Origin of the sequence: Enterobacter cloacae complex sp. P6RS (assembly GCF_014982245.1) — a bacterium.
Classification (GTDB): Bacteria; Pseudomonadota; Gammaproteobacteria; order Enterobacterales; family Enterobacteriaceae; genus Enterobacter; species Enterobacter bugandensis.
This window is the reverse complement of the sequence record NZ_JADCLB010000019.1, coordinates 17,378-41,428: the sequence shown is the minus strand read 5'-3', so window position 1 is coordinate 41,428 and position 24,051 is coordinate 17,378. Positions and strand designations below refer to the sequence as shown.

Sequence of the window (24,051 nt, the reverse complement as noted above, 5' to 3'; positions counted from 1 at the left end):
TTAAAATATGGACTGGAATTTACCCATCTCAACCTGGATGGACTTCACCTGGGTGTAGCTCTGCAGCGTCATCACGCCGTTCTCGCGGCCAATGCCGGAGTGCTTGTAGCCGCCGACCGGCATCTCTGCGGCGGATTCACCCCAGGTGTTGATCCAGCAGATGCCCGCTTCAAGCTGATGAATGGCGCCGTGCGCGCGGTTCAGATCGGCGGTGACGATGCCCGCCGCCAGACCGTAGTCGGTGTCGTTGGCGCGGCGAATGGCTTCTTCATCGCTTTCATAGGTGAGGATGGACATCACCGGGCCGAAGATCTCTTCGCGTACGATGGTCATCTCGTCGGTGCAGTCGGTGAACACGGTCGGGGCCACCCACGCGCCGTTATCAAAACCGTCGCCCTTCAGCACGTCGCCCCCGCACAGCACGCGCGCGCCTTCTTCTTTGCCTTTGGCGATGTAGCGCATCACGCTGTCGCGATGCGGGAAGCTGACCATCGGGCCAAAGTTGGTGTTTTCATCGAACAGATCGCCCGCGCGGATGCGGCCCACGCGCTCAACGATTTTCTGCTCAAACGCGGCCTTAGATTTTGCAGGCACGAACACGCGGGTGCCGTTGGTGCATACCTGGCCGGAGCTGAAGAAGTTGGCCATCATGGCGATGTCTGCGGCGAGATCCAGATCCGCATCGTCAAACACAATCAGCGGGGATTTGCCGCCCAGCTCCATCGTCACCTCCTTCAGGGACGAGGCCGCGGCGTTCGCCATCACCTTTTTGCCGCTGGCGACGCCGCCGGTGAAGGAGACTTTGGCAATGCCCGGATGCTCGGTCAGGTACTGACCGGTTTCCGCGCCCACGCCCGGCAGGACGTTAAACACGCCGTCCGGGAGGCCCGCCTCGGTGTAGATTTCCGCCAGCTTCAGGGCGGTGAGCGGGGTGACCTCGCTCGGCTTGAAGATCATCGCGTTGCCCGCCGCCAGCGCCGGGGCGGATTTCCACAGGGCGATCTGGATCGGGTAGTTCCACGCGCCGATGCCCGCCACCACGCCCAGCGGCTCGCGGCGGGTGTAGACGAATGAGGTGTCGCGCAGCGGGATCTGGCTGCCTTCCAGCGCCGGGATCAGCCCCGCGTAGTACTCCAGCACGTCCGCGCCGGTGACGATGTCGACGGTCGAGGTTTCAGAAAACGCCTTACCGGTGTCGAGGGTTTCCAGCTTTGCCAGCTCGTCGTTGCGCTCGCGCAGGATGTCGACGGCGCGACGCAGGATGCGCGAGCGCTCCATGGCGGTCATCGCCGCCCAGATTTTTTGCCCGCGCTTTGCGCTCTCTACGGCGCGGTCCACGTCTTCGCGCCCGGCGGCCTGCACGCTCGCCAGAACTTCACCGTTGGCCGGGTTGATGGTCTCGAAGGTGCGACCGCTGGTGGCGGATGTATAACCACCATTGATATAAAGCTGCTGTTCTGCCATTCGGGACATGCTTCCTCCTCGGTTATTCGGTCGGTAAATGCTGGCTGATAAAGTGGCTGGTGAGCGATTGTGCGAGGGTTTTGTCCAGCGGTTTGCCGCTGAGCGCGGCGCGCAGCCACAGCCCGTCGATCAGCGCCGCCAGCCCGTAGCCCGCCTCTTCAGCCTGTTCACGCGGCAGTTCGCGGCGGAACTCGTACACCAGATTTGAGAGCAACCGGCGGCTGCTGACCTGCTGCAAACGGTAGAGCATCGGCTGATGCATGCTGCTCGCCCAGAAGGCCAGCCAGGCCTTCATCGCCGCGCTGCTCACCTGGGTTTCATCAAAATTGCCGCCGACAATCGCCTGCAAACGCTGCTCCGCGCTGCCGTTCGGCAGGGCGCGTAAGCGGCTTAATACCGCATCGCGCAGCTGGCCGGTGATGTCGCGCATGGTCGCTTCCAGCAGGCCGTTTTTATCTTTGAAATAATGGCTGATGATCCCCGTGGACACGCCCGCCCGACGGGCGATCTGCGCGATGGTTGCGTCATGCATTCCCACTTCATTAATTGCTTCCAGCGTGGCGTCGATAAGCTGCCTGCGCCGGATCGGCTGCATCCCCACTTTGGGCATTTTTGCCACTCCATTCATCAGCGTTGGTAATCTATTAAAACGGTTTTTGATTGGACGTTCAATATAAAATGTGTCTTAATTGTTGCGATTTTGGATTTCAATAGTTACAAAAACAGTGGGGATACTGGATGACAGACCTTTCACAAGACAGAGAAAAAGACAAAATCAACCCGGTCGTTTTTTATACGTCCGCCGGGCTGATTTTGTTGTTTTCCCTGACAACCATTTTCTTTAACGATTTTTCTGCCGAGTGGATTGGCCGCACCCTGAACTGGGTGTCGAAGACCTTCGGCTGGTACTACCTGCTGGCGGCGACGCTCTATATCGTCTTCGTGGTCTGCATTGCCTGCTCGCGCTTCGGCTCGGTGAAGCTCGGGCCAGAGCAGTCCAAGCCCGAGTTCAGCCTGCTGAGCTGGGCGGCGATGCTGTTTGCCGCGGGCATCGGCATCGACCTGATGTTCTTCTCGGTAGCTGAGCCGGTCACGCAGTATATGCAGCCGCCGGAAGGGGCGGGGCAGACGATGGAGGCCGCACGCCAGGCGATGGTCTGGACGCTGTTCCACTACGGCCTGACGGGCTGGTCGATGTATGCCCTGATGGGCATGGCGCTAGGATACTTTAGCTATCGTTATAATTTGCCTCTCACCATCCGCTCCGCGCTGTACCCGATTTTCGGGAAAAGAATTAACGGCCCGATTGGCCACAGCGTCGATATCGCGGCGGTAATTGGCACCATCTTCGGCATCGCGACGACGCTCGGCATTGGCGTGGTCCAGCTCAACTACGGGCTAAGCGTGCTGTTTGATATCCCGGATTCGATGGCGGCGAAAGCGGCGCTGATTGCGCTCTCGGTGATTATCGCCACCATTTCGGTGACCTCCGGCGTGGATAAGGGCATCCGCGTGCTCTCTGAGCTGAACGTGGCGCTGGCGCTGGGCCTGATCCTGTTCGTGCTGTTTATGGGCGACACGTCGTTCCTGCTCAACGCCCTGGTGCTGAACGTGGGCGACTACGTGAACCGCTTCATGGGCATGACGCTGAACAGTTTCGCCTTCGACCGCCCGGTAGAGTGGATGAACAGCTGGACGCTCTTCTTCTGGGCGTGGTGGGTCGCATGGTCGCCATTCGTTGGCCTGTTCCTGGCGCGTATTTCGCGCGGGCGCACCATTCGTCAGTTTGTGATGGGCACCCTGATCATCCCGTTCACCTTTACCCTGCTGTGGCTGTCGATTTTCGGCAATAGCGCGCTGCACGAGATCATCCACGGCAACGCAACCTTTGCCCAGGAAGCGATGGCGCACCCGGAGCGCGGCTTCTACAGCCTGCTGGCCCAGTACCCGGCGTTCACCTTTAGCGCCTCCGTGGCGACCATTACCGGCCTGCTGTTTTACGTGACTTCGGCGGATTCCGGGGCGCTGGTGCTGGGCAACTTCACCTCGAAGCTGAAGGACATCAACAGCGACGCGCCGAACTGGCTGCGTATCTTCTGGTCCGTCGCCATCGGCCTGCTTACGCTCGGCATGCTGATGACCAACGGCATTTCGGCGCTGCAGAACACCACGGTGATCATGGGCCTGCCGTTCAGCTTTGTGATCTTCTTCGTGATGGCCGGGCTGTATAAATCGCTCAAGGTGGAAGATTATCGACGCGTCAGCGCCAGCCGCGACACCGCGCCGCGTCCAATGGGGGCCCAGGACAGGCTGAGCTGGAAGAAACGCCTGTCGCGCCTGATGAACTACCCGGGCACGCGCTACACCAAACAGATGATGGAGACGGTCTGCTTCCCGGCGATGGAAGAGGTGGCGCAGGAGCTGAAGCTGCGCGGTGCGTACGTGGAGCTGAAAAACCTGCCGCCGGAGGAGGGCGAAACCCTGGGGCACCTGGATCTGCTGGTGCACATGGGCGACGAGCAGAACTTTGTCTATCAGATCTGGCCGCAGCAGTACTCGGTGCCCGGCTTTACCTACCGGGCGCGCAGCGGGAAATCAACCTACTACCGGCTGGAAACCTTCTTACTGGAAGGTAGCCAGGGGAATGACCTGATGGATTACAGCAAGGAGCAGGTGATTACGGACATTCTGGACCAGTATGAACGGCACCTGAACTTTATCCATCTGCACAGGGAAGCGCCGGGGAATAGCGTGATGTTCCCGGATGTCTAAACGGATTCTTAAAATACCTTTAGGCTGTATATAAATACAGTTATTTGGCGCAGCATTACTCAAGGAAGAGTAACCATGCAGCATGAGCCTGGTGTTGAAGCATTCGGGCTTTTGCTGCGTTTAGGGAAGGAACTATGGATGATTCATGCGATAGAGTTTATCGAAACATCACTCTTTACCCGACAGATTAAAAGCATTGCTACGGATGATGAATTAAAGGATCTGCAAAAGGAACTTATTGCGTGGCCTGATAAAGGTGACCTGATCCAGCAGACGGGTGGTTTACGTAAAATAAGGATGGCGGCAGCCTCAAAGGGAAAGAGAGGGGGTATCAGAGTGATTTACTTTCTGGCCACGGAGGAGGTGATCTATTTCATTATGGCCTATCCAAAATGCATAAAGGACAGCCTGACAGAGGCAGAGAAAGCAGAACTTAAAAAGCTGACTTCCATTCTGAAAAATACTGCTTCCAGTGCCGTAAATGAGAGGTGTACTATGTACCCCAATCAGGCAGGTGGAGGCTGATAATGAGTATTTTTAATGAATTAAAATCTTCGCTTGAAGAGGCCGTTGAGATCCATAACGGAAGAAAAGCCGCTTCCCGAGTAACCCGCTATGAAGTTGCTGATGTGCGTGCCATCAGAGAGCAGCTCAATATCACGCAAAGCGAAATGGCGAAGGCGCTTGGCACGAGCGTCGATACGATAAAGAGCTGGGAGTCCAAACGCCGCAATCCAACCGGGCTGGCGGCGAAGGTACTTAATGTGATTAGGGAGAATCCTGCATTTTACAAGGCACTTGCCGGGCTGTGAGTCGCCCTTATGCCGGGTGGCGCTGCGCTTACCCGGCCTACAAAACTGCTTTTCCGTAGGCCTGATAAGCGAAGCGCCGTCAGGCCCACCCTTCATTGACATAACTTTAATGATAACCATTTTCATTTAAATATAGCCTGTGCTATACCTTATAGCACGGGCTAATTTTGCTTTGAATTTCACCACCTCAGGAGACTTCTGCGATGCACCCACTGCAAGGATTGAAGCGTCTGTTGCTCGGCGCGCTGCTCACGGCTACGGCCAGCACGGGCGCGCTGGCGGCTGAAAAGTTCCAGGTCATCACCACCTTTACCGTCATCGCGGATATGGCGAAAAACGTGGCGGGGGATGCCGCAGAAGTCACCTCCATCACCAAACCGGGCGCTGAAATCCACGAGTACCAGCCGACGCCGGGGGACATCAAGCGCGCGCAAAAGGCGCAGCTGATTCTGGCGAACGGCATGAACCTGGAGCTGTGGTTCCAGCGTTTTTATCAGCATCTGAACGGCGTGCCGGAGGTGATTGTCACCCAGGGCATCACCCCGATGGGCATCAGCGAGGGGCCGTACGACGGCAAGCCTAACCCGCACGCGTGGATGTCGCCGGACAACGCGCTGATTTACGTTGATAACATCCGCGACGCGCTGGTGAAGTACGACCCGGCCAACGCGCAGGTCTACCAACGCAACGCTGAGGCCTACAAACAGAAGATCGTCGCGACCCTCGAACCGCTGCGCAAGCAGGTGGCGGAGATCCCGGAAGACAAACGCTGGATGGTGACCAGCGAGGGCGCCTTCTCCTATCTTGCGCGGGATCTGGGCATGAAGGAACTTTACCTGTGGCCGATCAACGCCGATCGGCAGGGGACGCCGCAGCAGGTGCGCAAGGTGATCGATCTGGTGAAGAAACACCGCATCCCGGCGGTATTCAGCGAAAGCACGGTTTCCGATAAGCCGGCGCGTCAGGTGGCGCGGGAAACCGGCGCCCACTACGGCGGCGTGCTGTACGTTGACTCCCTGAGCGCGGAAAACGGCCCGGTGCCGACCTATATCGACCTGCTGAACGTCACCACCCGCACGCTGGTGCAGGGCATTCGCGACGGCATGAAGGAGTGACCATGCAGAAGGGGATTGTCGTCACGGACGTGACCGTGACCTACCGCAACGGCCACACGGCGCTGCGCAATGCGTCGTTCAGCGTGCCCGGCGGATCGATTGCCGCGCTGGTGGGGGTGAACGGCTCCGGCAAGTCCACGCTGTTTAAGGCGGTGATGGGCTTTGTGCGGGCAGCGAGCGGCACTATCACCCTCCATGGGCTGCCGCCTCACCGGGCGCTGCGCCAGAACCTGGTCGCCTACGTGCCGCAGTCGGAAGAGGTCGACTGGTCGTTTCCGGTGCTGGTTGAGGACGTGGTGATGATGGGGCGCTACGGGCATATGGGATTTCTGCGGCGGCCTAAAGCGCAGGATCGGCAGATCGTGACCGACGCCCTGAAGCGCGTGGATATGCTCGAGCTGCGCCATCGGCAGATTGGCGAGCTCTCCGGCGGGCAAAAGAAGCGCGTCTTTCTGGCGCGGGCGATTGCCCAGCAGGGCGAGGTGATCCTGCTCGACGAGCCGTTTACCGGCGTGGACGTTAAAACCGAAGCCAGAATCATCAGCCTGCTGCGCGAGTTGCGCGACGAGGGCAAAACCATGCTGGTCTCGACCCACAATTTAGGCTCGGTCACGGAGTTTTGCGATTACACGGTGATGGTCAAAGGCACCGTGCTGGCGAGCGGTCCGACGGAAACCACCTTCACCGCAGAAAACCTTGAGCGCGCCTTCAGCGGCGTGCTGCGCCACGTGGTGCTCAGCGGTTCTGAAGACCGCATTATCACCGACGACGAGCGGCCCTTCGTGACGCACCGGCAGGAGGCAAAATGAACGCCCTTCTCGAACCCTTCAGCTATGAGTACATGCTTAACGCGATGTGGGTCTCGGCGATGGTGGGTGGGCTCTGCGCGTTTCTCTCCTGCTACCTGATGCTCAAAGGCTGGTCGCTAATCGGCGATGCGCTCTCTCACTCCATCGTGCCGGGCGTGGCGGGGGCTTACATGCTCGGGCTACCGTTCTCGCTGGGGGCGTTTTTATCGGGCGGGCTGGCGGCGGGCAGCATGCTGTTTCTCAACCAGCGCAGCCGCCTGAAGGAGGACGCAATCATCGGGCTGATCTTCTCCTCCTTTTTCGGGCTGGGGCTGTTTATGGTCTCGCTCAACCCGACCTCGGTGAATATTCAGACCATCGTGCTCGGCAATATTCTGGCTATCGCACCGGAGGATATCGTCCAGCTGGCGATTATCGGCGTGGTGTCGATGGTTATCCTGCTGTTCAAATGGAAAGATCTGATGGTGACCTTTTTTGATGAGAACCACGCCCGCGCCATCGGCCTGCGCCCGGAGCGCCTGAAGATCCTGTTCTTCACGCTGCTGGCGGTCTCTACCGTGGCGGCGCTGCAAACCGTCGGCGCGTTTCTGGTGATTTGCCTGGTGGTTACGCCCGGCGCAACCGCGTGGCTGCTGACCGACCGCTTCCCGCGTCTGCTGATGATTGCCGTCGCCATTGGCAGCCTCACCAGCTTCCTCGGCGCGTGGGCCAGCTATTACCTGGACGGCGCCACCGGCGGCATTATTGTGGTCGCCCAGACGCTGCTGTTCCTGCTGGCGTTCATCTTTGCGCCGAAGCACGGGCTGCTCGCCAGCCGTCGTCGCGCGAAGGAGGCACACCCATGATGGCGCTGCTCCTTGAACCCTTCCAGTTTGCGTTCATGAACAACGCGCTGCTGATTTCACTTCTGGTAGCCGTGCCCTGCGCGCTGCTGTCGGTTTTTCTGGTGCTCAAAGGTTGGGCGCTGATGGGCGACGCCATGAGCCACGCGGTGTTTCCCGGCGTGGTGCTGGCGTGGGTGATGGGCCTGCCGCTGGCGGTGGGCGCATTCGTTGCCGGTCTGTTTTGCGCGGTCGCCACCGGCTACCTCAAGGACAATAGCCGCATCAAGCAGGATACGGTGATGGGAATCGTCTTTTCCGGGATGTTCGGCGCGGGGCTGATCCTCTATATCGCCGTTAAACCCGAGGTGCATCTCGACCACATTCTGTTCGGCGATATGCTGGGCATAAACGGGATGGACATTCTGCAAAGCGGCATCGTGGCGGGGCTGATTGCGCTGGTGATTGGCCTGAAATGGCGCGATTTCCTGCTGTTCTGCTTTGACTATCAGCAGGCGCAGGCGAGCGGCCTGCGCGCCCGCTGGCTGCACTATGGCTTACTGTGCATGGTGTCGCTGACCATCGTGGCGACGCTGAAGGCGGTGGGGATTATTCTGTCGATTTCGCTGCTGATTGCCCCCGGCGCGGTGGCGGTGCTGATCGCCCGACGCTTTCATATGGCGCTGCTGGTGGCAGTGGCGGTATCAATACTGGTGTCGGTCTGCGGCGTGTATGCCTCGTTTTATCTCGACAGCGCGCCCGCGCCGACCATTGTGGTCCTGTTCGCGGTGGTGTTTATCGTGACGTTTGTGGTGACCAGCGTGAAGGCGCGTCGGCAGGAACGTGTGACAGCAGGGTGATGACCTGCTCACCGCGCAGTTGCCAGTGCAGGGTGAAGGCGGTGCCTTCGTTAAAGCCTGACAGTTGACGGGTCAATGCCAGCGTGAGCGTGTTATCGTCGAGCAGGGTGACGCGCGCGCTGTCAAACCCCATGTAAGCCTGCACCTGCGGAAAGAGGGCCTTAAACAGGCTCTCTTTGGCGCTGAAAACCAGCGTCAGGGCGAGGGCGAACGGGTAACCCGAGCGGGAAAGCACACGCTCTTCATGGGCATCTATAATGCCATCTTTGATTTCCCTTGCTTCATTTTCGGCGAGGATCGCTTCACTATCGATACCGATAAGCGCAGGGTATGGCGCGACGACAGCCATCGCCTCCGTGCCGCTGTGGGTGATGCTGCCGGAAATTCCGTCCGGCCAGAGCGGTTCCCCGCTGGGGCCGATGGCGGGAACGGTGTGGTCAGGCAAGGCGTGCGCGGCGGCGATGCGTCCTGCCAGATGGTCAGCCTTGCGTTTACGTCCGGCGTCAGCGAGCTGGGTGTGATGGGGGAGCCAGAGGAGATCGGCGTCGGTAAAGGTCGTGGGATTGAAGATGACGTGGTGGACGGTGAGCTTAGCGAGAGAAAATGTGCTGTGGGTGGTGTGCATGATTTTTCCCTCTGAATTGTGCGGACTGATGCCCTCACCCCAACCCTCTCCCACAGGGAGAGGGGGAATTCACTGCCTGTATCAGAATCTTGTGTTTACGCTCATGTACCACGTGCGACCCGGTTCATTATACGTATACGCACCCGCACCGTACATATACGCGCCGGTTGTCGCGTTCCCCGTGGTCTGGGCATTACCCGCGCGCCACTGGCGCTTGTCGAAGACGTTGTCCACGCCGCCGGTCAGGCTGACGTTTTTCGTCACGTCCCAGGTGGCGCTCAGGCCAACGATGCTGTACGGGCTGACCTCGTCTTTCTCAGACCCGGTCACCGGCTGGCCTTTATAGTTATACTTCTTCGGCTGCTGCTTGCCGTACCAGGTGAAGGTCGACTGCAATGACACATCCTGATGCACCTGCCAGCTCAGGGTTGAGTTCAGCGTGTACTCAGGAATGATCGACAGACGGTCGCCGGTCTCCTTGTTCTTGCTCTGCAGCATATAGGTGATGTTGTTGGTCCAGTTGATCGTGTCGCTGACCGGCACGTTCAGGGAGCCTTCCAGACCTTCGACCACCGCCTTAGGCACGTTTTCCCACTGGTAAATATCGGTAGTGACTTTGCCGGAGGACGTCTGGCCAATCGGCGCGTAGCCCGCTTCAATCTTGTTGCGATAGTCGTTGCGGAACCAGGTCACGCCCGCCAGCCAGCCGTCGCGTTTCCACTCCAGGCCAATCTCTTTGTTGATGCTGGTTTCCGCTTTCAGATCGTCGTTGCCCATCATGTAGCAGCCCACGCCGTCGGAACTGGCGTAGCAGCCCTGGCCTTTACTGTAGAGCAGGTAGTTCGGGTTGGTCTGGTACAGGCTTGGTGCTTTGTAGGCGCGCGCGATGCCCATCTTCAGGGTGAAGTCATCCCCCAGACCCTGCGACAGGTTCAGGGACGGGCTCCAGTTATTGCCCACGATGGTGTGGTGGTCGAAGCGCAGGGCAGGGGTCAGCATGGTGCTGTCGGTCAGCTCCATGTTGTTTTCGGCAAACAGGGAGAAGATCTCCGCTGACGTGTACGGGCTACGGTCTTCGCTCATGCCCGGGATGGTGCCGCCCTGCTGGGTTTGCGTGAAGGAGGTCGAGTCCTTCATGCGCTGCTGGTTCCACTCGGTGCCGAGCGTCAGGTTCTGGTTAACGAGGAAATCAATCGGCAGGTTGATTTCGCTGTGCAGCATCACGTCGGCCAGGTCGGTGTCGGTGAATTTATTGCTGTTGAACAGACCTTCCAGACCGCCCGCCAGCCCTTCGCCCAGACGGGAGTTGCGGGTGTGCTCGTACTGCGCCCAGTTGCTGGTGGTAATGCCGTTGTCCCAACCGCCGTTCCAGGTCACCGCGAAGTTCTGGCGATAGATTCGGTTGGTCTCTTTGCCGTAGTTCTTTTTCACCAGCCCGCTGGAGCTGTTGTCGTTGTTGGTGTTTTGGGTATCACCGGCGTAGAGGTTGTTCTGGCGGCTGTAGCCCGCCTCAAACTCCAGTGACTGCATTGGCGCAAAGTCCCAGCGCACCACGCCGTTGATGTCTTTATTCTCTACCCCTTCACGGCCCGCGGGCAGCGTGTCGGCGTAGGCACCGGTACGGTCAGACTGGTGACCCTGGTTGATGTCCCACGCGTCGGCCTGGGTTTTGTCCAGGTTACCGAACATGCGGAAGCTGAAGTCGCCGCCCAGCGGGCCGCTCAGGCTGAAGTTGGTGCGTTTGGTGGAACCTTCATCCTTGTGCTCAGGCGCATTCAGGTAGGTGTTCCAGGAGCCGTGCCACTGGTCGTCGAATTTTTTGGTGATGATATTCACCACGCCGCCCGCCGCGCCGTTACCGTAGCGCGCGGCGGCCGGACCGCGAATCACTTCGATACGCTCGATCATCTCCGGCGGGACCCAGCCGGTATCGCCGCGGGTGTCACGTTCGCCGCGCCAGCCCAGACGGATAGAGTTACGGCTGGTCACCGGCTTGCCGTCGATCAGGATAAGGGTGTTTTCTGGCCCCATGCCGCGGATATCAATCTGACGGTTATTCCCGCGCTGGCCGCTGGTGGAGTTACCGGTCAGGTTAACGCCCGGCATGGTACGGATGATTTCAGCCACGTCGCGCGCGGGCGGGTTTTTACGGATCTCATCGGCGGTGATGGTCGATACCCCCGGCGCCTGCAGATTCTGCTCGGCGGCGGTGATCACCATCGTGTCTTCGTGCTGCGCAGAGGCGGTGTTGTCGTCTGCGAGAGCGGGCAGCGCGACGCCGTAAATCCCTAAATTGACCAGCAAGGCCAGAGAGTGAATCTTCTTATTCATTGTACGTCCTGCTTTATGGTTGTTTTATGAGCGCTTCCCACAGCGCGGTCACTACGCTATTGCAAATGCAAATAGTTATCAATAATATTATCAATAAAATTTGCTCTGAAACAAAAAAGACTGTTAAACATGAGGTTATAAGGGTGACGGCGTTAACAACGGGAAGTGAAGCGTGGTGGCAGTCGAAAAACGGGCCTGAATGGACGCCGGAAAAGGGAAACTATCGCGTCACGTTCTGGTGGCGTGACCCGGCAGGAACGCAAGCAACGTCACCGATCAAACGCGTCTGGCTCTACGTCACCGGCGTGACCGATCACCATCAAAATGCCCGCCCGCAGTCCCTCGAACGCATTCCCGATACCGACGTCTGGCAGTGGCAGGGGGAGTTCAGCCCCGAATGGCGCGGCAGCTACTGTTTTATCCCCTCCGATAACGAAAACGATTTTGCCGATGCAGTATTTGAAGGCGAGCAGCCGGACCGCATGGCGCTGCGCGAAGGCTGGCGCAAGCTGCTGCCTCACGCGGTTTCAGACCCGCTGAATCCGCAGAGCTGGCGCGGCGGGCGCGGGCACGCCGTCTCGGCGCTGGAAATGCCGGAAGCGCCCGTACAGCCGGGCTGGAACCATCCCGATATGCCCTTCAACGCGCCCATTTGCATTGAGTGGGAAAGCGCACGCCTGAAAAATCGCCGTCGCGTCTGGATTTTCACCACCGGCGGGGACGACCGGGAACGCCCGCTGGCGGTGCTGCTTGACGGGCAGTTCTGGGCGGAAAGCATGCCCGTCTGGCCTGCGCTGGCGTCGCTCACCGCCGAGCGCAACCTGCCGCCTGCGGTCTACGTCTTAATCGATGTTATTAATATGGAGCACCGTAACCGCGAGCTACCGTGCAATCGCGACTTCTGGCTGGCGGTGCAGGAAGAACTTCTCCCCCTTGTCCAACAACGCGCGCCGTTTAGCGACCGCGCCGACCGTACGGTGGTCGCAGGGCAAAGCTTTGGCGGTCTCTCCTCCCTTTATGCCGCACTGCACTGGCCGCAGCGTTTTGGCTGCGTGCTTAGCCAGTCCGGCTCCTACTGGTGGCCGCACCGCGGCGGGCAGCAGGACGGGCTGTTAATCGAACAACTTAAAACCGGCGAAATATCCCCTCGCGGGCTACGCATCCTTCTTGAAGCCGGGCGCAACGAGCCGCTTATCTTGCGCGCAAACCAGGCGATCCTCGCCGAACTACACACTCAGCAACCGGTTATCTGGCGTCAGGTTGACGGCGGACACGATGCGCTTTGCTGGCGCGGTGGGCTGACGCAGGGGCTGATGACCCTCTGGCAGCCGCTCATTCAATAACGGAGTCTGTATGGAATTCAGCAATCCTTTCGATAATCCGCAGGGACAGTTCGCCATTTTGCAAAATGACCAGGGGCAGTACAGCCTGTGGCCGCAGCAGTGCGAGTTGCCCGCGGGCTGGCGCGTGGTATGCGAACCGCACTCTCAGGAGGCGTGCCAGCAGTGGCTGGCGGAACGCTGGCGGACGCTTGAGCCGTCTTATTTTGCGGGGGAGAACGTATGAACCGTCTTCCTCTCGTCGCCGCTCAGCCGGGCATCTGGATGGCAGAGCAGCTTTCCTCGCTGCCAAACGCCTGGAGCGTGGCGCACTATACCGAGCTGAAAGGGAATATCGACGCGCCATTGCTGGCAAAAGCCATCGCCGAGGGCATGATGCAGGCCGATACCCTGCGCACGCGTTTCGCTGAAGATAACGGCGAGGTCTGGCAGTGGGTCGATGAGACTCTGATCCTGCCGGAGCCGTCCATCGTTCGCGTTGATTCTCACGACGCCGCCGTGGCGCTGATGGAGGCCGATCTCAGTCAGGATCTGCGCGTGGACAGCGGTCAGCCGCTCGCTTTCCATCAGCTGATTCAGGTCGGTGACAACCGCTGGTACTGGTATCAGCGCTATCACCATCTGGTGGTGGATGGCTTCAGTTTCCCGGCAATTACCCGCCAGATCGCCGCGATTTACGCTGCCTGGAAGAAAGGGGAACCCACCCCAGCCTCACCATTTACTCCGTTCGCCGAGGTCGTTGACGAGTATCAGCTCTACCGAGACAGCGAGGCGTATCAGCGCGACGGTGCCTTCTGGGAGGAGCAGCGCAAACAGCTTCCTCCTCCGGTCTCGCTCTCCTCCGCGCCGCTGCCGGGACGCGCCGCCACTACCGACATCCTGCGCCTGAAAATTGCAATGGACGCTCGCGCCTTTAGCCAGCTGGCGCAGGCAGCCGGGCAGGCACAGCGCACCGATCTGGCGCTTGCGCTGGTGGCGCTGTGGCTCGGCCGCCTCACCGGACGGCTGGACTACGCCGCCGGGTTTATCTTTATGCGCCGCATGGGGTCCGCCGCGCTGACCGCAACCGGCCCGGTGCTTAACGTCCTGCCGCTGGCGGTGAATATTAATCCGCTTGAGAGCCTGCCGGAGCTGGCGCTGCGCCTGGCGAACCAGCTGAAAAAGATGCGCCGCCATCAGCGCTATGACGCCGAGCAGATCGTGCGCGACAGCGGGCGGGCCGCAGGGGACGAACCCTTGTTTGGGCCGGTGCTGAACGTGAAGGTATTTGATTATCAGCTGGATATCGACGGCGTGGAGGCCATCACCCACACGCTGGCGACCGGCCCGGTGAACGATCTCGAGCTGGCGCTGTTCCCGGACGAGCAGGGCGGATTAAGCATAGAGATCCTCGCCAACAGGCAGCGTTACGACGACGCGACGCTGAAGCGCCACGTTTCGCGCCTGAACGCGATGCTGGCGCAGTTTGCCGCGAACCCTGACCTGCGCTGTGGCGACGTGGAAACCGTATCCGAGCAGGAATACGCCCAGCTGGCGCGCATCAACGATACCGGCCTGGCGCTGCCCTCCACCACGCTGGCGGATCTGGTGGCGGAGCAGGCGAGCAAAACGCCGGACGCTCCCGCGTTGACGGATGCCCATATTGAGCTGAACTACCGCCAGATGCGCGAGCAGGTGGTCGCGCTGGCAAACCTGCTGCGCGCGCGCGGCGTGAAGCCGGGCGACAGCGTGGCGGTGGCGCTTCCGCGCTCGGTGTTCCTGACCCTGGCGCTGCACGGGATTGTTGAAGCCGGCGCCGCCTGGCTGCCGCTGGATACCGGCTACCCGGACGATCGTCTGCGGATGATGCTGGAGGACGCGAAACCGTCGCTTCTCATTACCACCGACGCGCAGCTTCCGCGCTTTAACGATCTGCCGATACCTTCAATTAGTTACAGCATGCTATTGCCAACCACTGGCGCTGAACCTCTGCGTCTGGCGAAGCCGGAGCAGACCGCGTACATCATCTTTACCTCGGGTTCAACGGGACGCCCGAAAGGGGTGATGGTAGGGCATACCGCCATCGTTAACCGCCTGAAGTGGATGCAGGATCATTATCCACTGGCGGCGCATGACGTCGTGGCGCAGAAAACGCCGTGCAGCTTTGACGTGTCGGTGTGGGAGTTCTGGTGGCCGTTTATCGCCGGGGCAAAGCTGGTGATGGCCGAGCCGGACGCGCACCGCGATCCGCAGGCGATGCAGAGCTTCTTCGCAGAATATGGCGTAACCACCACCCACTTCGTGCCCTCGATGCTGGCGGCATTTGTTGCCTCGCTGACGCCGGAAAACGTCGACTGTTGCAGGACGCTGAAGCAGGTGTTCTGTAGCGGCGAGGCGCTGCCAACGGCGCTGTGCCGCGAGTGGGAGCAGCTCACTCATGTACCGCTGCACAACCTCTACGGCCCAACCGAAGCGGCGGTGGACGTGAGCTGGTATCCGGCGTACGGCCCGGAGCTGGCGGCGGTGGAGGGCAACAGCGTGCCGATCGGCTTCCCGGTGTGGAATACGGGGCTGCGCATTCTGGACGCGATGATGCGCCCGGTGCCGTTCGGCGTGGCGGGCGATCTGTATCTCACCGGCATTCAGCTGGCACAGGGGTATCTGGGACGGCCCGACCTCACCGCCAGCCGCTTTATTGCCGATCCGTTTGCCCCAGGCGAGCGGATGTATCGCACCGGAGACGTCGCCCGCTGGCTGGACAACGGGGCGGTGGAATATCTGGGCCGCAGCGATGACCAGCTGAAAATCCGCGGTCAGCGCATTGAGCTGGGCGAAATCGACCGGGCGATGCTGTCATTGCCTGACGTGGCCCAGGCCGTGGCGCATGCGTGCGTGTTTAATCAGGCTGCGGCAACGGGCGGCGATGCCCGCCAGCTGGTGGGGTATGTGGTCTCGGAATCCGGCTTACCGCTGGATCGCGACGCGCTGCTGGACTCGCTCAGGGCACAGCTGCCGCCGCATATGGTGCCGGTGGTGCTGTTGCAAATCAGCGCGCTGCCGCTAAGCGCCAACGGCAAGCTGGATCGCAAGGCGCTGCCGCTGCCGGAGCTGACCAGCAAAACCTCCGGTCGCGCACCCGAGACGCAAACCGAAGCCGCCGTGGCGCAGGCGTTTTCTGCGCTGCTGGGCTGCGAAGTGAACGATATCGACGCCGACTTCTTTGCCCTTGGCGGCCACTCGCTGCTGGCGATGCGCCTCGCGGCTCAGCTCAGTCGTGCGTTCAGCCGCAAGGTCACGCCGGGGCAGATTATGGTCGCCTCGACGGTCGGCAAGCTCAGCGCGCTGCTGGACTCGCAACTGAGCGACGAACAGGCGCAGCGTCTGGGGTATGAAACCCTGCTGCCGCTGCGTGAAAGCAACGGCCCGACGCTGTTCTGCTTCCATCCGGCGTCCGGCTTTGCCTGGCAGTTCAGCGTCCTGGCGCGTTACCTCAGCCCGCGCTGGTCCATCGTCGGCATTCAGTCGCCGCGGCCAAACGGCCCGATGCAGCAGTGCGCGGATCTCGATGGGGTGCTCGAACATCACCTGAAAACGTTGCGTAAGCAGCAGCCGCACGGACCGTATTATCTGTTCGGCTATTCCCTCGGTGGCACGCTGGCGCAGGGCATTGCGGCGCGTCTGCGCGAGCAGGGCGAAGCGGTGGCGTTCCTCGGCCTGCTGGATACCTGGCCGCCGGAAACCCAGAACTGGGCGGAGAAAGAGGCAAACGGCCTTGACCCGGAAGTGCTGGCGGAGATCGAGCGCGAGCGTCAGGCGTTTATCGCCGCTCAGCAGGGACAGGGCTCCAGCGAATTGTTTAACACCATTGAAGGCAACTACGCGGACGCGGTGCGGCTGCTCACCACCGCGCACAGTTCACGCTTTGACGGTAAAGCGACGCTGTTTGTTGCCGAACGCACGCGAACGATGGATCCGCATACGGCCTGGGCGCCGTGGGTGGGCGAGCTGGAGGTCTACAGCCAGGACTGCGCCCACGTGGATATCATTTCACCGCAGGCGTTTGAAAAGATTGGGCCGGTACTGAAGGAAATTTTAGGATAGTGCAAATGCCCGGTGGCGCTGCGCTTACCGGGCCTGAATGTAGGCCGGGTAAGGCGTAGCCGCCACCCGGCTATTACCGCCGACCTAACGGCACCACCAGCGGCGTACCCGCCACCGGATCGTCAATAATCATGCAGCGCATGCCGTAGATCCGCGCGATCAGCTCTGGCGTCACAATCTCCTTCGGCGCGCCCTGCGCCACAATCTCGCCGTCGCGCAGCGCAATCAGATGCGTGGCGTAGCGGCACGCCTGGTTTAAATCATGCAGTACCGCCGCCAGGGTATACCCCTGCGTGCGGTTCAGCTCGCTCAGCAGCTCCAGCAGGTCAATCTGATGGCTGATGTCCAGCCAGGTCGTCGGCTCGTCCAGCAGCATAATGGCGGTCTCCTGCGCCAGCACCATCGCGATCCACGCCCGCTGTCGCTGTCCGCCAGAGAGGGTATCCACGCTTTGCTGAGCCAGATCGGTGATGCCCGTTGCCTCCATCGCGCGCTTCACGGCCTCGTCGTCCTCTTTGCGCCAGCGGGTAAACAGCGGCTGGTGTGGGTAGCGCCCGCGCGAGACCAGCTCCTGCACCGTGATATCTCCCGGCGTGGTGGCGTTTTGCGCCAGCAGCCCGATGCGCCTGGCCACCTCTTTGCTGGCGAAGCGCTGGATCTGCTCCCCGTCGAGGAATACGCTGCCCTCTGTCGGCGACATCAGGCGGCTCAGGGTGCGCAGCAGGGTTGATTTGCCGCAGCCGTTCGGACCGATAATCGCGGTGAAGTGGCCGTCCGGAATGGCGACGGTTAAATCACGGGCAATGATTTTTTTGCCATAGCCGAGGGTCAAGTTTTCGCCGCGCAAGCGGGTTGTTGAATCTGTCATTTCTTGCGTGACTCCTGAACGAGCAAGACGATGAGGTAAATCCCGCCGAGGCTGACGGTCACCACGCCCACCGGAAGTTGATAAGGCATAAACAGCTGCTGGGCGCAGAGATCGGCGGCCAGCAGCAGCATCGCACCGCACAGGGCAGCCTGGGTCAAGCCCCAGCGCGCGGTGCCGCTAAGACGCCGCGCGATGTGCGGCGCGACAAGGGCAATAAACGAGATCGGCCCGGCAATCGCGGTGGACGCGGCGGTCAGCAGTACCGCCACCAGCATCAGCATCAGGCGCGAGCGCTCAACGCTCACGCCCAGCGCGCAGGCGCTGTCGTCGCCCATCTCCAGCAGGCGCATCCGGCGTACCAGCAGCAGGGCGCCGATAAACATCAGCAAAATTAGCGGCGCGGCGGGCCAGGTTTTGCCCCACGTCAGGCCGTTGAGGGAGCCGGCGTACCACAGCCCGGCGGAGAGCGCGGTTTCCAGAGACGCCTGCAACAAAAGCCAGGTGTTAAAGGCCATCAGCATCGCGCGGATGCCGATCCCGATAATGATCAGCCGGAAGGTGTCAATGCCGTTGCGCCAGGCCAGGGCCCAGATAAGCAGCGAGGTCAGAATGCCGCCCGCCATCGCCGTAAAGGTAATGGCCGTCAGATGTTGCCCGAACAGCACCATCGCCACCAGCACGCCGCTCCACGCGCCGGTATTCAGGCCCATCACGTCCGGGCTGCCGAGGGGGTTACGCATCAGCGACTGGAAAATCGCGCCGCTGACGCCGAGCGCCGCGCCTACCAGGATCGCCATCGCCACGCGCGGCAGTCGCCATTCGGTGACCACCATGGTGATGTTACGCGGCGCGCTGTCGGTGAGGGCGTGAAAGACCTGCGCGAAATCAAGCGTTACGGCACCGCTTTGCAGGCTCCAGACCGCCAGCAGAGTAATGGCGATAGCCAGCAGGAAGACGCTGGTGAGTAAACGACGGGAAGGAGCCATCATGCGCCACCTCCGCGTCTGCGACGTACCAGGAAGATCAGCACCGGCGCGCCGATAAACGCGCTCACCACCGAGACGCGCAGCTCGCCGGGCACCAGCAGGCGGCCCAGCACGTCGGCAAACAGCAGCAGGGCAGGGGTCGCCAGCAGCGTGACCGGCAGCGACCAGCGGTGGTCCGACCCCACCAGCCAGCGCGCCATGTGCGGCATCATCAGGCCGATAAAGGCGATCGGACCGACCACGGCGGTTGCGCTGCCGCTCAGCACGGTGATAGCGAGCAGGCCAGTCAGCTGCGTGCGCGCCACGCGGTTGCCGAGGGCGGTCGCGGTGTCGCTGCCGAGGCTCAGGCTGTTCAGCGACCGGCTTAAACACAGCGCCACGACGGCAGCGATAATGACCGGGATTGCCACCACGTTTAAAGTTTCAAGGGTGCGGATATCCAGCGAGCCGGCCTGCCAGAAGCGCAGCTGGTCGTAGACGTCCGGGTTGAGCAGGGCGATACCGCTGGACAAGCCTTCCAGCACCGCGGCCAGCGCCACGCCCGCAAGCGTCAGGCGAACCGGGCTCAGCTGCCCGCCGCCCTGGCTGCCGGTAAACGCGACCACCAGCGAGGCGGCCAGCGCGCCGCAGAAGGCCATCGCCAGCTGTTCAGAGGGTGACGTCAACCCGAACAGCGCCGCGCCGAGCACGATGGCAAAGCTGGCCCCGGAGTTGACGCCAAGAATGCCGGGGTCCGCCAGCGGGTTACGGGTAAGGGTTTGCATCAGGGCACCCGCAAGGCCGAGCGCGCCACCGGCCAGCAGTCCGGCAAGAGTGCGGGGCAGGCGGGCGTCGAGCACGATGGTGCAGTCGGCGCTCTGACAGGTTCCGGAGAGCGCATCAACGATAACGGACGCGGGCAGCGGTTTAGCGCCGACCAGCAGGCTGAGTGCAATCGCAAGGATTAGCAGTAGCAATAATACGGGCACGGCAATGGCGCGCACCGCAGAAGAGGAAAACGACATAGCAACATCCATGATTTGATAATGATAGTGATTATCGTTATCTATCTTATTTGGCTATGTTAGCATGTGCGCCCATGGAATGGGTAGAAATAGACTCAAGGCTTTGTCATGAATCAAAAATCCTGGCTGCTTAACCTCAGCCTGTTGAAAACGCACCCGGCGTATCGCGCCGTTTTTATCGCTCGCTTTATCTCCATTTTGTCCCTCGGCCTGCTCGGCGTCGCCGTGCCCGTCCAGATCCAGACTATGACGCACTCCAGCTGGCTGGTGGGGCTATCCGTCACCTTAACCGGCGGGGCGATGTTCATCGGCCTGATGGTCGGCGGCGTGCTGGCGGACCGCTACGAGCGCAAGAAGCTGATCCTGCTGGCGCGCGGCACCTGCGGGGTGGGCTTTATCGGGCTGTGTCTGAACGCCATGCTGCCGGAGCCGTCGCTGATGGCGATTTATGCCCTTGGCCTGTGGGACGGTTTTTTCGCCTCGCTCGGCGTGACGGCGCTGCTGGCGGCAACGCCCGCGCTGGTGGGGCGCGAGAACCTGATGCAGGCGGGGGCGATCACCATGCTCACCGTGCGCCTCGGCTCGGTGATTTCGCCGATGGTCGGTGGCCTGCTGCTGGCCACCGGCAACGTGGCGTGGAACTACGGCCTTGCCGCGGCGGGCACCTTTATCACCACCCTGACGTTACTGCGTCTGCCGCTCCTGCCCCCGCCGCCGCAGCCGCGCGAGCACCCGCTGAAGTCCCTGATGGCCGCGATTCGTTTTCTGTTCAGCAACCCGCTGATTGGCGGCATTGCGCTGCTCGGCGGCCTGCTGACGATGGCGAGCGCCGTGCGCGTGCTTTACCCGGCGCTGGCGGGCGAGTGGCAGATGAGCGCCTCAGAGATTGGCGTGCTGTACGCCGCCATTCCGCTCGGTGCGGCCTGCGGGGCGCTGACCAGCGGTAACCTGGCCCAAAGCGCGCGTCCGGGCTTGATTATGCTGGTGGCGACGCTGGCCTCGTTTATCGCCATCGGCTTCTTCAGCCTGATGCCGGTCTGGGCGCTGGGGGTGATGTGTCTGGTGATTTTCGGCTGGCTGAGTGCGGTCAGCTCACTTTTACAGTACACCCTGATCCAGACCCAGACGCCGGAAGGGATGCTGGGGCGTATCAACGGCCTGTGGACCGCGCAGAACGTGACGGGCGATGCAATTGGCGCGGCGATCCTCGGCGGGCTGGGGGCGATAATGACCCCGGTGGCGTCGGCGAGCAGCAGCGGGTTTGTGTTAGCGATGGTTGGCGCGATCTTACTGGTGGCGCTGGTGGAATTGCGGCGGTTCAGGCAGGAGGTCGTGTTGAACGACGGTGCGGCCTGATGCCCTCATCCCGGCCCTCTCCCACGGGGCTGAGGAATCCCCATAAATTAGTGCGAGCACTGAACAATCCCCTCGCCCCTTTTGGGGAGAGGGTTAGGGTGAGGGGAACATACGGCAGTGGTGGTCATTCCGTTCACTTTATGTTCCTTGCTACTCTGTAAATGCTGTTTCGGTGAACGTGCCAGGGCGGCTCAATCGCCGCCGCCCTGGCGACCCGGGCTCCCGGCGGTAAATCGCCGCTACGCGGTACCTTCGGCTAATTCCTTTCGGCTTATCGGGGACGGGCGGAGGTAACATCCCTGTAAAGCCCGCCCTCTCGGCGCATCCCTGCGCCTCGCCCCGGCCTGCAGGAAACGCCTCAGCGATTTACAGCCGGACCATAGCATCGCTGAAAGCCTTAACTCGTTCTGAAACAACGTTAATGCTTCTGCTTAAAAATTACTGGGGATCCCTCAGCCCACGGGGAGAGGGAGGGAAAATGCCTACTTAAACAACGCATTCAATCTGTCTAACACCAGCATCGCGCTGTAATAATCCAGGCGGAACGTCTCCGTTCCCAGCGCCCAGACGCGCTTGTTTTTCACCGACGGTAAATGCGCCAGCAGCGGGTTGGCGTAAATCGCATTCACGTCTTTCTCGTCGCCGGCAAACACGAACAGCCCTTCGCCGTTCAGCCCCGTCGCCAGATTTTCTCCACCCAGCTGAATAATGTCGTGACGCTTGCCCTGGCTTTTTGAGGTGTGCAGCCCATCGGGTAACGCCGCCAGCGTAAAGCCCAACTGGTGTAACAGCTTGCCCTGCGCCGATTCTGTCGTCCACAGGTTCGCCGTGTGCGCGGCGGCGGTGTAGACGATGGCATTCACCGGCTGCGGCGGCAGTTTCATCTGCTGTTTCATCTGCGCAAGCTGTTTATCGAACGCGGCGATGCGTTCAGCGGCCTGTTTCTCGTGCCCGGTCATCGTGCCCAGCTGGGTCAGCAGTTCCTGCCAGCTTTTGTCGTCGTAATTGATGATAAGCGTCGGGGCGATGGCGGAGAGCTGATCGTACAGCGCCAGCGCGGAATCCCCGCCGGTGGCGCTGATTAGAATCAGGTCCGGCATCTGGGCGGCCACCGCTTCGGCGCTTGGCTCGCCGATGTACAGCCGTGCAACCTTACGCTGTTTTGCAATATCCCCCCACTGGCGCAGGAAACCCTGCGCGTCCGCCACGCGGTTGTTCGGCGTGGTTGCGCCGCTGGCAATGACCGGCGCGTCAATCGCCAGCAGAGATCCGGTTAAGGTCACGCTGGTGGAGACAATGCGCGTCGGTTTGCTCTCAAGTGTATGCATGCCGCGGCTGTCGTTGACCTGGCGCGGCCAGTCTGCGGCGGTGGCTGAGGTTAGTCCTAAAACAAAAAGTCCTGTCAGAAGAAGGGCATTGCGGCAAACGGCAGCGATTTTCACAGAGCGGCATCCTGTTTTTATTGAAGATAATGCTTCTCATTTTCATGGTTGCCGGGAAGGGATGCAAGTGTTTGTCGCAGAAGTTAATGGCCCGACGGTTGACAGCGGCGCGCTGTGGGATTAGGTTAGCCGACGAAAATATAAATGATAATCATTATTGCTTCTTTTATCATTTTGAGGAGGATGATATGGACACGTCCCTGGCTGAGGAAGTTCAGCACACCGCGACCACGCTGCAATCAGACAGCTTTTTCTTTATGTCGCCTTACCGCAGTTTTACCACCTCAGGCTGTTTTGCCCGATTCTCTGAACCTGCCGTCGGCGGCGACGATCCGGCGGGGCAGTTCCAGCAGAGATTAGCCCAGGCTTTCCGGGATGCGAAAGCCAGCGGCATCGCTCATCCCGTCATGGTAGGGGCCATCCCGTTCGATACCCGCAAGCCGTCTTCGCTGTTTATTCCGCAACGCTGGGAGACGTTTTCCCGTCCCGCGCGTCAGCAGTCCGCACGCTATTTCTCCGGCGCGCAGGCGCTGAAGGTGGAACAGCGCACCGAGATCCCCGCTCAGCCCGTTTTTGAAGAGATGGTCGCGCGCGCCGCTTCGCTCACCGCCACGCCGCAGGTGAATAAGGTAGTGCTGTCGCGCCTGATTGATATCGCCACCGACAAAAAAATGGACAGCGGCGCGCTGATGGAGCGTCTGATCGCTCAGAACCCGGCGAGCTTCAACTTCCACGTGCCGCTGGAAGACGGCGGCGTGCTGCTCGGCGCCAGCCCGGAACTGCTGCTGCGCAAAGAGGGCAGGCACTTTAGCTCGCTGCCGCTGGCAGGCTCCGCGCGCCGCCAGCCGGACGACGTGCTGGATCGCGAGGCGGGCAATAAGCTGCTGGCCTCCGAAAAGGACCGCCACGAACACGACCTGGTGACCCAGGCGATGAAGGCCATTCTGGCGCCGCGCAGCCATCACCTGAGCATGCCGTCTTCCCCGCAGCTCATCACCACGCCGACGCTGTGGCATCTGGCGACGCCGGTTGAAGGTGACGCGCGCGAGAACGAAAACGCCCTGACGCTGGCCTGCCTGCTGCACCCGACCCCGGCCCTGAGCGGCTTCCCGCATCAGGCGGCTAAAGAACTGATTGCCGAGCTGGAGCCGTTTGACCGCGAGCTGTTCGGCGGCATCGTCGGCTGGTGCGACAGCGAAGGCAACGGCGAGTGGGTGGTGACCATCCGCTGCGCGCGTCTTCACGAAAATACCGTTCGCCTGTTTGCCGGCGCGGGCATTGTGCCTGCCTCCTCCCCGGTGGGCGAGTGGCGCGAGACGGGCGTGAAGCTCTCCACCATGCTTAACGTGTTTGGCCTGCACTAAGG

At 61.1% G+C, this 24,051-nt stretch carries 20 protein-coding genes; 12 read left to right on the top strand and 8 right to left on the bottom strand.

Features of this window, described 5'->3' with window-relative positions; all coding sequences use genetic code 11:
- Both betB and betI read right to left on the bottom strand, forming a co-directional pair.
- Positions 1 to 1,473 carry a betaine-aldehyde dehydrogenase gene (betB, locus tag INF73_RS13575; RefSeq protein WP_193542170.1) on the bottom strand — a complete coding sequence of 491 codons (1,473 nt, stop codon included), beginning with the start codon at positions 1,471 to 1,473 and terminating at the stop codon, positions 1 to 3.
- A 13-nt stretch (positions 1,474 to 1,486) separates the two neighbouring features.
- Positions 1,487 to 2,074, bottom strand: coding sequence for a transcriptional regulator BetI (gene betI / locus INF73_RS13570; protein ID WP_049138744.1), 588 nt, complete (start codon positions 2,072 to 2,074; stop codon positions 1,487 to 1,489).
- Positions 2,075 to 2,202: 128 nt separating this feature from the next.
- On the opposite strand from betI, the gene betT reads away from it, so the two are divergent.
- The 7 genes from betT to sitD all read left to right on the top strand — a co-directional run bounded on the left by betT (position 2,203) and on the right by sitD (position 8,653).
- Positions 2,203 to 4,236, top strand: coding sequence for a choline BCCT transporter BetT (gene betT / locus INF73_RS13565; RefSeq protein ID WP_045260749.1), 2,034 nt, complete (start codon positions 2,203 to 2,205; stop codon positions 4,234 to 4,236).
- A gap of 138 nt (positions 4,237 to 4,374) precedes the next feature.
- A complete protein-coding gene (locus tag INF73_RS13560) occupies positions 4,375 to 4,761 on the top strand; it encodes a type II toxin-antitoxin system RelE/ParE family toxin (protein ID WP_193542191.1) in 387 nt (128 codons plus the stop codon).
- A 2-nt stretch (positions 4,762 to 4,763) separates the two neighbouring features.
- Positions 4,764 to 5,048: a NadS family protein gene (gene nadS / locus INF73_RS13555; RefSeq protein WP_041910964.1), complete on the top strand. Its 285-nt coding sequence runs from the start codon at positions 4,764 to 4,766 to the stop codon at positions 5,046 to 5,048.
- Positions 5,049 to 5,251: 203 nt separating this feature from the next.
- Positions 5,252 to 6,163, top strand: a complete 912-nt coding sequence (locus tag INF73_RS13550) for a metal ABC transporter substrate-binding protein (protein WP_193542168.1) — start codon at positions 5,252 to 5,254, stop codon at positions 6,161 to 6,163.
- Between the two features lie 2 nt (positions 6,164 to 6,165).
- A complete protein-coding gene (locus INF73_RS13545; RefSeq protein WP_028012282.1) occupies positions 6,166 to 6,972 on the top strand; it encodes a manganese/iron ABC transporter ATP-binding protein in 807 nt (268 codons plus the stop codon).
- Entirely contained in the window at positions 6,969 to 7,817 is an 849-nt protein-coding gene (sitC, locus tag INF73_RS13540; RefSeq protein WP_126326963.1) for an iron/manganese ABC transporter permease subunit SitC, read from the top strand. Before INF73_RS13545 ends, sitC begins: the two co-directional genes overlap by 4 nt.
- A complete protein-coding gene (gene sitD / locus INF73_RS13535; protein WP_193542166.1) occupies positions 7,814 to 8,653 on the top strand; it encodes an iron/manganese ABC transporter permease subunit SitD in 840 nt (279 codons plus the stop codon). Before sitC ends, sitD begins: the two co-directional genes overlap by 4 nt.
- Here sitD and entD read toward each other — a convergent pair.
- Both entD and INF73_RS13525 read right to left on the bottom strand, forming a co-directional pair.
- Positions 8,589 to 9,278, bottom strand: coding sequence for an enterobactin synthase subunit EntD (gene entD, locus INF73_RS13530; protein WP_193542164.1), 690 nt, complete (start codon positions 9,276 to 9,278; stop codon positions 8,589 to 8,591). The genes sitD and entD overlap by 65 nt on opposite strands.
- 81 nt (positions 9,279 to 9,359) lie before the next feature.
- On the bottom strand, positions 9,360 to 11,609 hold the full coding sequence (locus tag INF73_RS13525; RefSeq protein ID WP_193542162.1) for a TonB-dependent siderophore receptor: 2,250 nt from the start codon (positions 11,607 to 11,609) through the stop codon (positions 9,360 to 9,362).
- Between the two features lie 143 nt (positions 11,610 to 11,752).
- Between INF73_RS13525 and fes the strand changes: the two genes are divergently transcribed.
- Genes fes through entF form a run of 3 tightly spaced genes read left to right on the top strand, consistent with a single transcriptional unit; the run spans position 11,753 to position 17,029 of the window.
- Complete coding sequence (fes, locus tag INF73_RS13520) at positions 11,753 to 12,952, top strand: enterochelin esterase (protein ID WP_193542160.1); 1,200 nt, start codon at positions 11,753 to 11,755, stop codon at positions 12,950 to 12,952.
- Between the two features lie 10 nt (positions 12,953 to 12,962).
- Positions 12,963 to 13,175 (top strand): MbtH family NRPS accessory protein, encoded by a 213-nt coding sequence (locus INF73_RS13515; RefSeq protein ID WP_193542158.1) that lies wholly within the window; start codon positions 12,963 to 12,965, stop codon positions 13,173 to 13,175.
- On the top strand, positions 13,172 to 17,029 hold the full coding sequence (gene entF / locus INF73_RS13510; protein WP_193542156.1) for an enterobactin non-ribosomal peptide synthetase EntF: 3,858 nt from the start codon (positions 13,172 to 13,174) through the stop codon (positions 17,027 to 17,029). Before INF73_RS13515 ends, entF begins: the two co-directional genes overlap by 4 nt.
- A 73-nt stretch (positions 17,030 to 17,102) precedes the next feature.
- On the opposite strand, the gene fepC is transcribed toward entF, so the two are convergent.
- The 3 genes from fepC to fepD are packed head-to-tail and all read right to left on the bottom strand — an operon-like array spanning position 17,103 to position 19,887.
- Entirely contained in the window at positions 17,103 to 17,897 is a 795-nt protein-coding gene (gene fepC / locus INF73_RS13505) for an iron-enterobactin ABC transporter ATP-binding protein (protein ID WP_028012291.1), read from the bottom strand.
- Entirely contained in the window at positions 17,894 to 18,883 is a 990-nt protein-coding gene (fepG, locus tag INF73_RS13500; RefSeq protein ID WP_193542189.1) for an iron-enterobactin ABC transporter permease, read from the bottom strand. The genes fepC and fepG overlap by 4 nt, the downstream gene beginning before the upstream one ends.
- Entirely contained in the window at positions 18,883 to 19,887 is a 1,005-nt protein-coding gene (gene fepD / locus INF73_RS13495) for a Fe(3+)-siderophore ABC transporter permease (protein WP_047367698.1), read from the bottom strand. The genes fepG and fepD overlap by 1 nt, the downstream gene beginning before the upstream one ends.
- Positions 19,888 to 19,995: 108 nt before the next feature.
- On the opposite strand from fepD, the gene entS reads away from it, so the two are divergent.
- A complete protein-coding gene (gene entS / locus INF73_RS13490; protein WP_047367699.1) occupies positions 19,996 to 21,243 on the top strand; it encodes an enterobactin transporter EntS in 1,248 nt (415 codons plus the stop codon).
- Positions 21,244 to 21,725: 482 nt separating this feature from the next.
- On the opposite strand, the gene fepB is transcribed toward entS, so the two are convergent.
- Entirely contained in the window at positions 21,726 to 22,685 is a 960-nt protein-coding gene (gene fepB / locus INF73_RS13485) for a Fe2+-enterobactin ABC transporter substrate-binding protein (protein WP_193542232.1), read from the bottom strand.
- A gap of 188 nt (positions 22,686 to 22,873) precedes the next feature.
- On the opposite strand from fepB, the gene entC reads away from it, so the two are divergent.
- On the top strand, positions 22,874 to 24,049 hold the full coding sequence (gene entC / locus INF73_RS13480; RefSeq protein ID WP_193542230.1) for an isochorismate synthase EntC: 1,176 nt from the start codon (positions 22,874 to 22,876) through the stop codon (positions 24,047 to 24,049).
- Positions 24,050 to 24,051: the final 2 nt, after the last annotated feature.

Coding starts and splice junctions, on each gene's coding strand:
- fepG (WP_193542189.1), bottom strand. CDS start 18,883: ATGGCTCCTTCCCGTCGTTTACTCACCAGCGTCTTCCTGCTGGCTATC.
- INF73_RS13550 (WP_193542168.1), top strand. CDS start 5,252: ATGCACCCACTGCAAGGATTGAAGCGTCTGTTGCTCGGCGCGCTGCTC.
- fepD (WP_047367698.1), bottom strand. CDS start 19,887: ATGTCGTTTTCCTCTTCTGCGGTGCGCGCCATTGCCGTGCCCGTATTA.
- INF73_RS13545 (WP_028012282.1), top strand. CDS start 6,166: ATGCAGAAGGGGATTGTCGTCACGGACGTGACCGTGACCTACCGCAAC.
- sitC (WP_126326963.1), top strand. CDS start 6,969: ATGAACGCCCTTCTCGAACCCTTCAGCTATGAGTACATGCTTAACGCG.
- INF73_RS13515 (WP_193542158.1), top strand. CDS start 12,963: ATGGAATTCAGCAATCCTTTCGATAATCCGCAGGGACAGTTCGCCATT.
- INF73_RS13525 (WP_193542162.1), bottom strand. CDS start 11,609: ATGAATAAGAAGATTCACTCTCTGGCCTTGCTGGTCAATTTAGGGATT.
- INF73_RS13560 (WP_193542191.1), top strand. CDS start 4,375: ATGATTCATGCGATAGAGTTTATCGAAACATCACTCTTTACCCGACAG.
- betB (WP_193542170.1), bottom strand. CDS start 1,473: ATGTCCCGAATGGCAGAACAGCAGCTTTATATCAATGGTGGTTATACA.
- entF (WP_193542156.1), top strand. CDS start 13,172: ATGAACCGTCTTCCTCTCGTCGCCGCTCAGCCGGGCATCTGGATGGCA.
- nadS (WP_041910964.1), top strand. CDS start 4,764: ATGAGTATTTTTAATGAATTAAAATCTTCGCTTGAAGAGGCCGTTGAG.
- entC (WP_193542230.1), top strand. CDS start 22,874: ATGGACACGTCCCTGGCTGAGGAAGTTCAGCACACCGCGACCACGCTG.
- sitD (WP_193542166.1), top strand. CDS start 7,814: ATGATGGCGCTGCTCCTTGAACCCTTCCAGTTTGCGTTCATGAACAAC.
- betI (WP_049138744.1), bottom strand. CDS start 2,074: ATGCCCAAAGTGGGGATGCAGCCGATCCGGCGCAGGCAGCTTATCGAC.
- entS (WP_047367699.1), top strand. CDS start 19,996: ATGAATCAAAAATCCTGGCTGCTTAACCTCAGCCTGTTGAAAACGCAC.
- fepC (WP_028012291.1), bottom strand. CDS start 17,897: ATGACAGATTCAACAACCCGCTTGCGCGGCGAAAACTTGACCCTCGGC.
- betT (WP_045260749.1), top strand. CDS start 2,203: ATGACAGACCTTTCACAAGACAGAGAAAAAGACAAAATCAACCCGGTC.
- entD (WP_193542164.1), bottom strand. CDS start 9,278: ATGCACACCACCCACAGCACATTTTCTCTCGCTAAGCTCACCGTCCAC.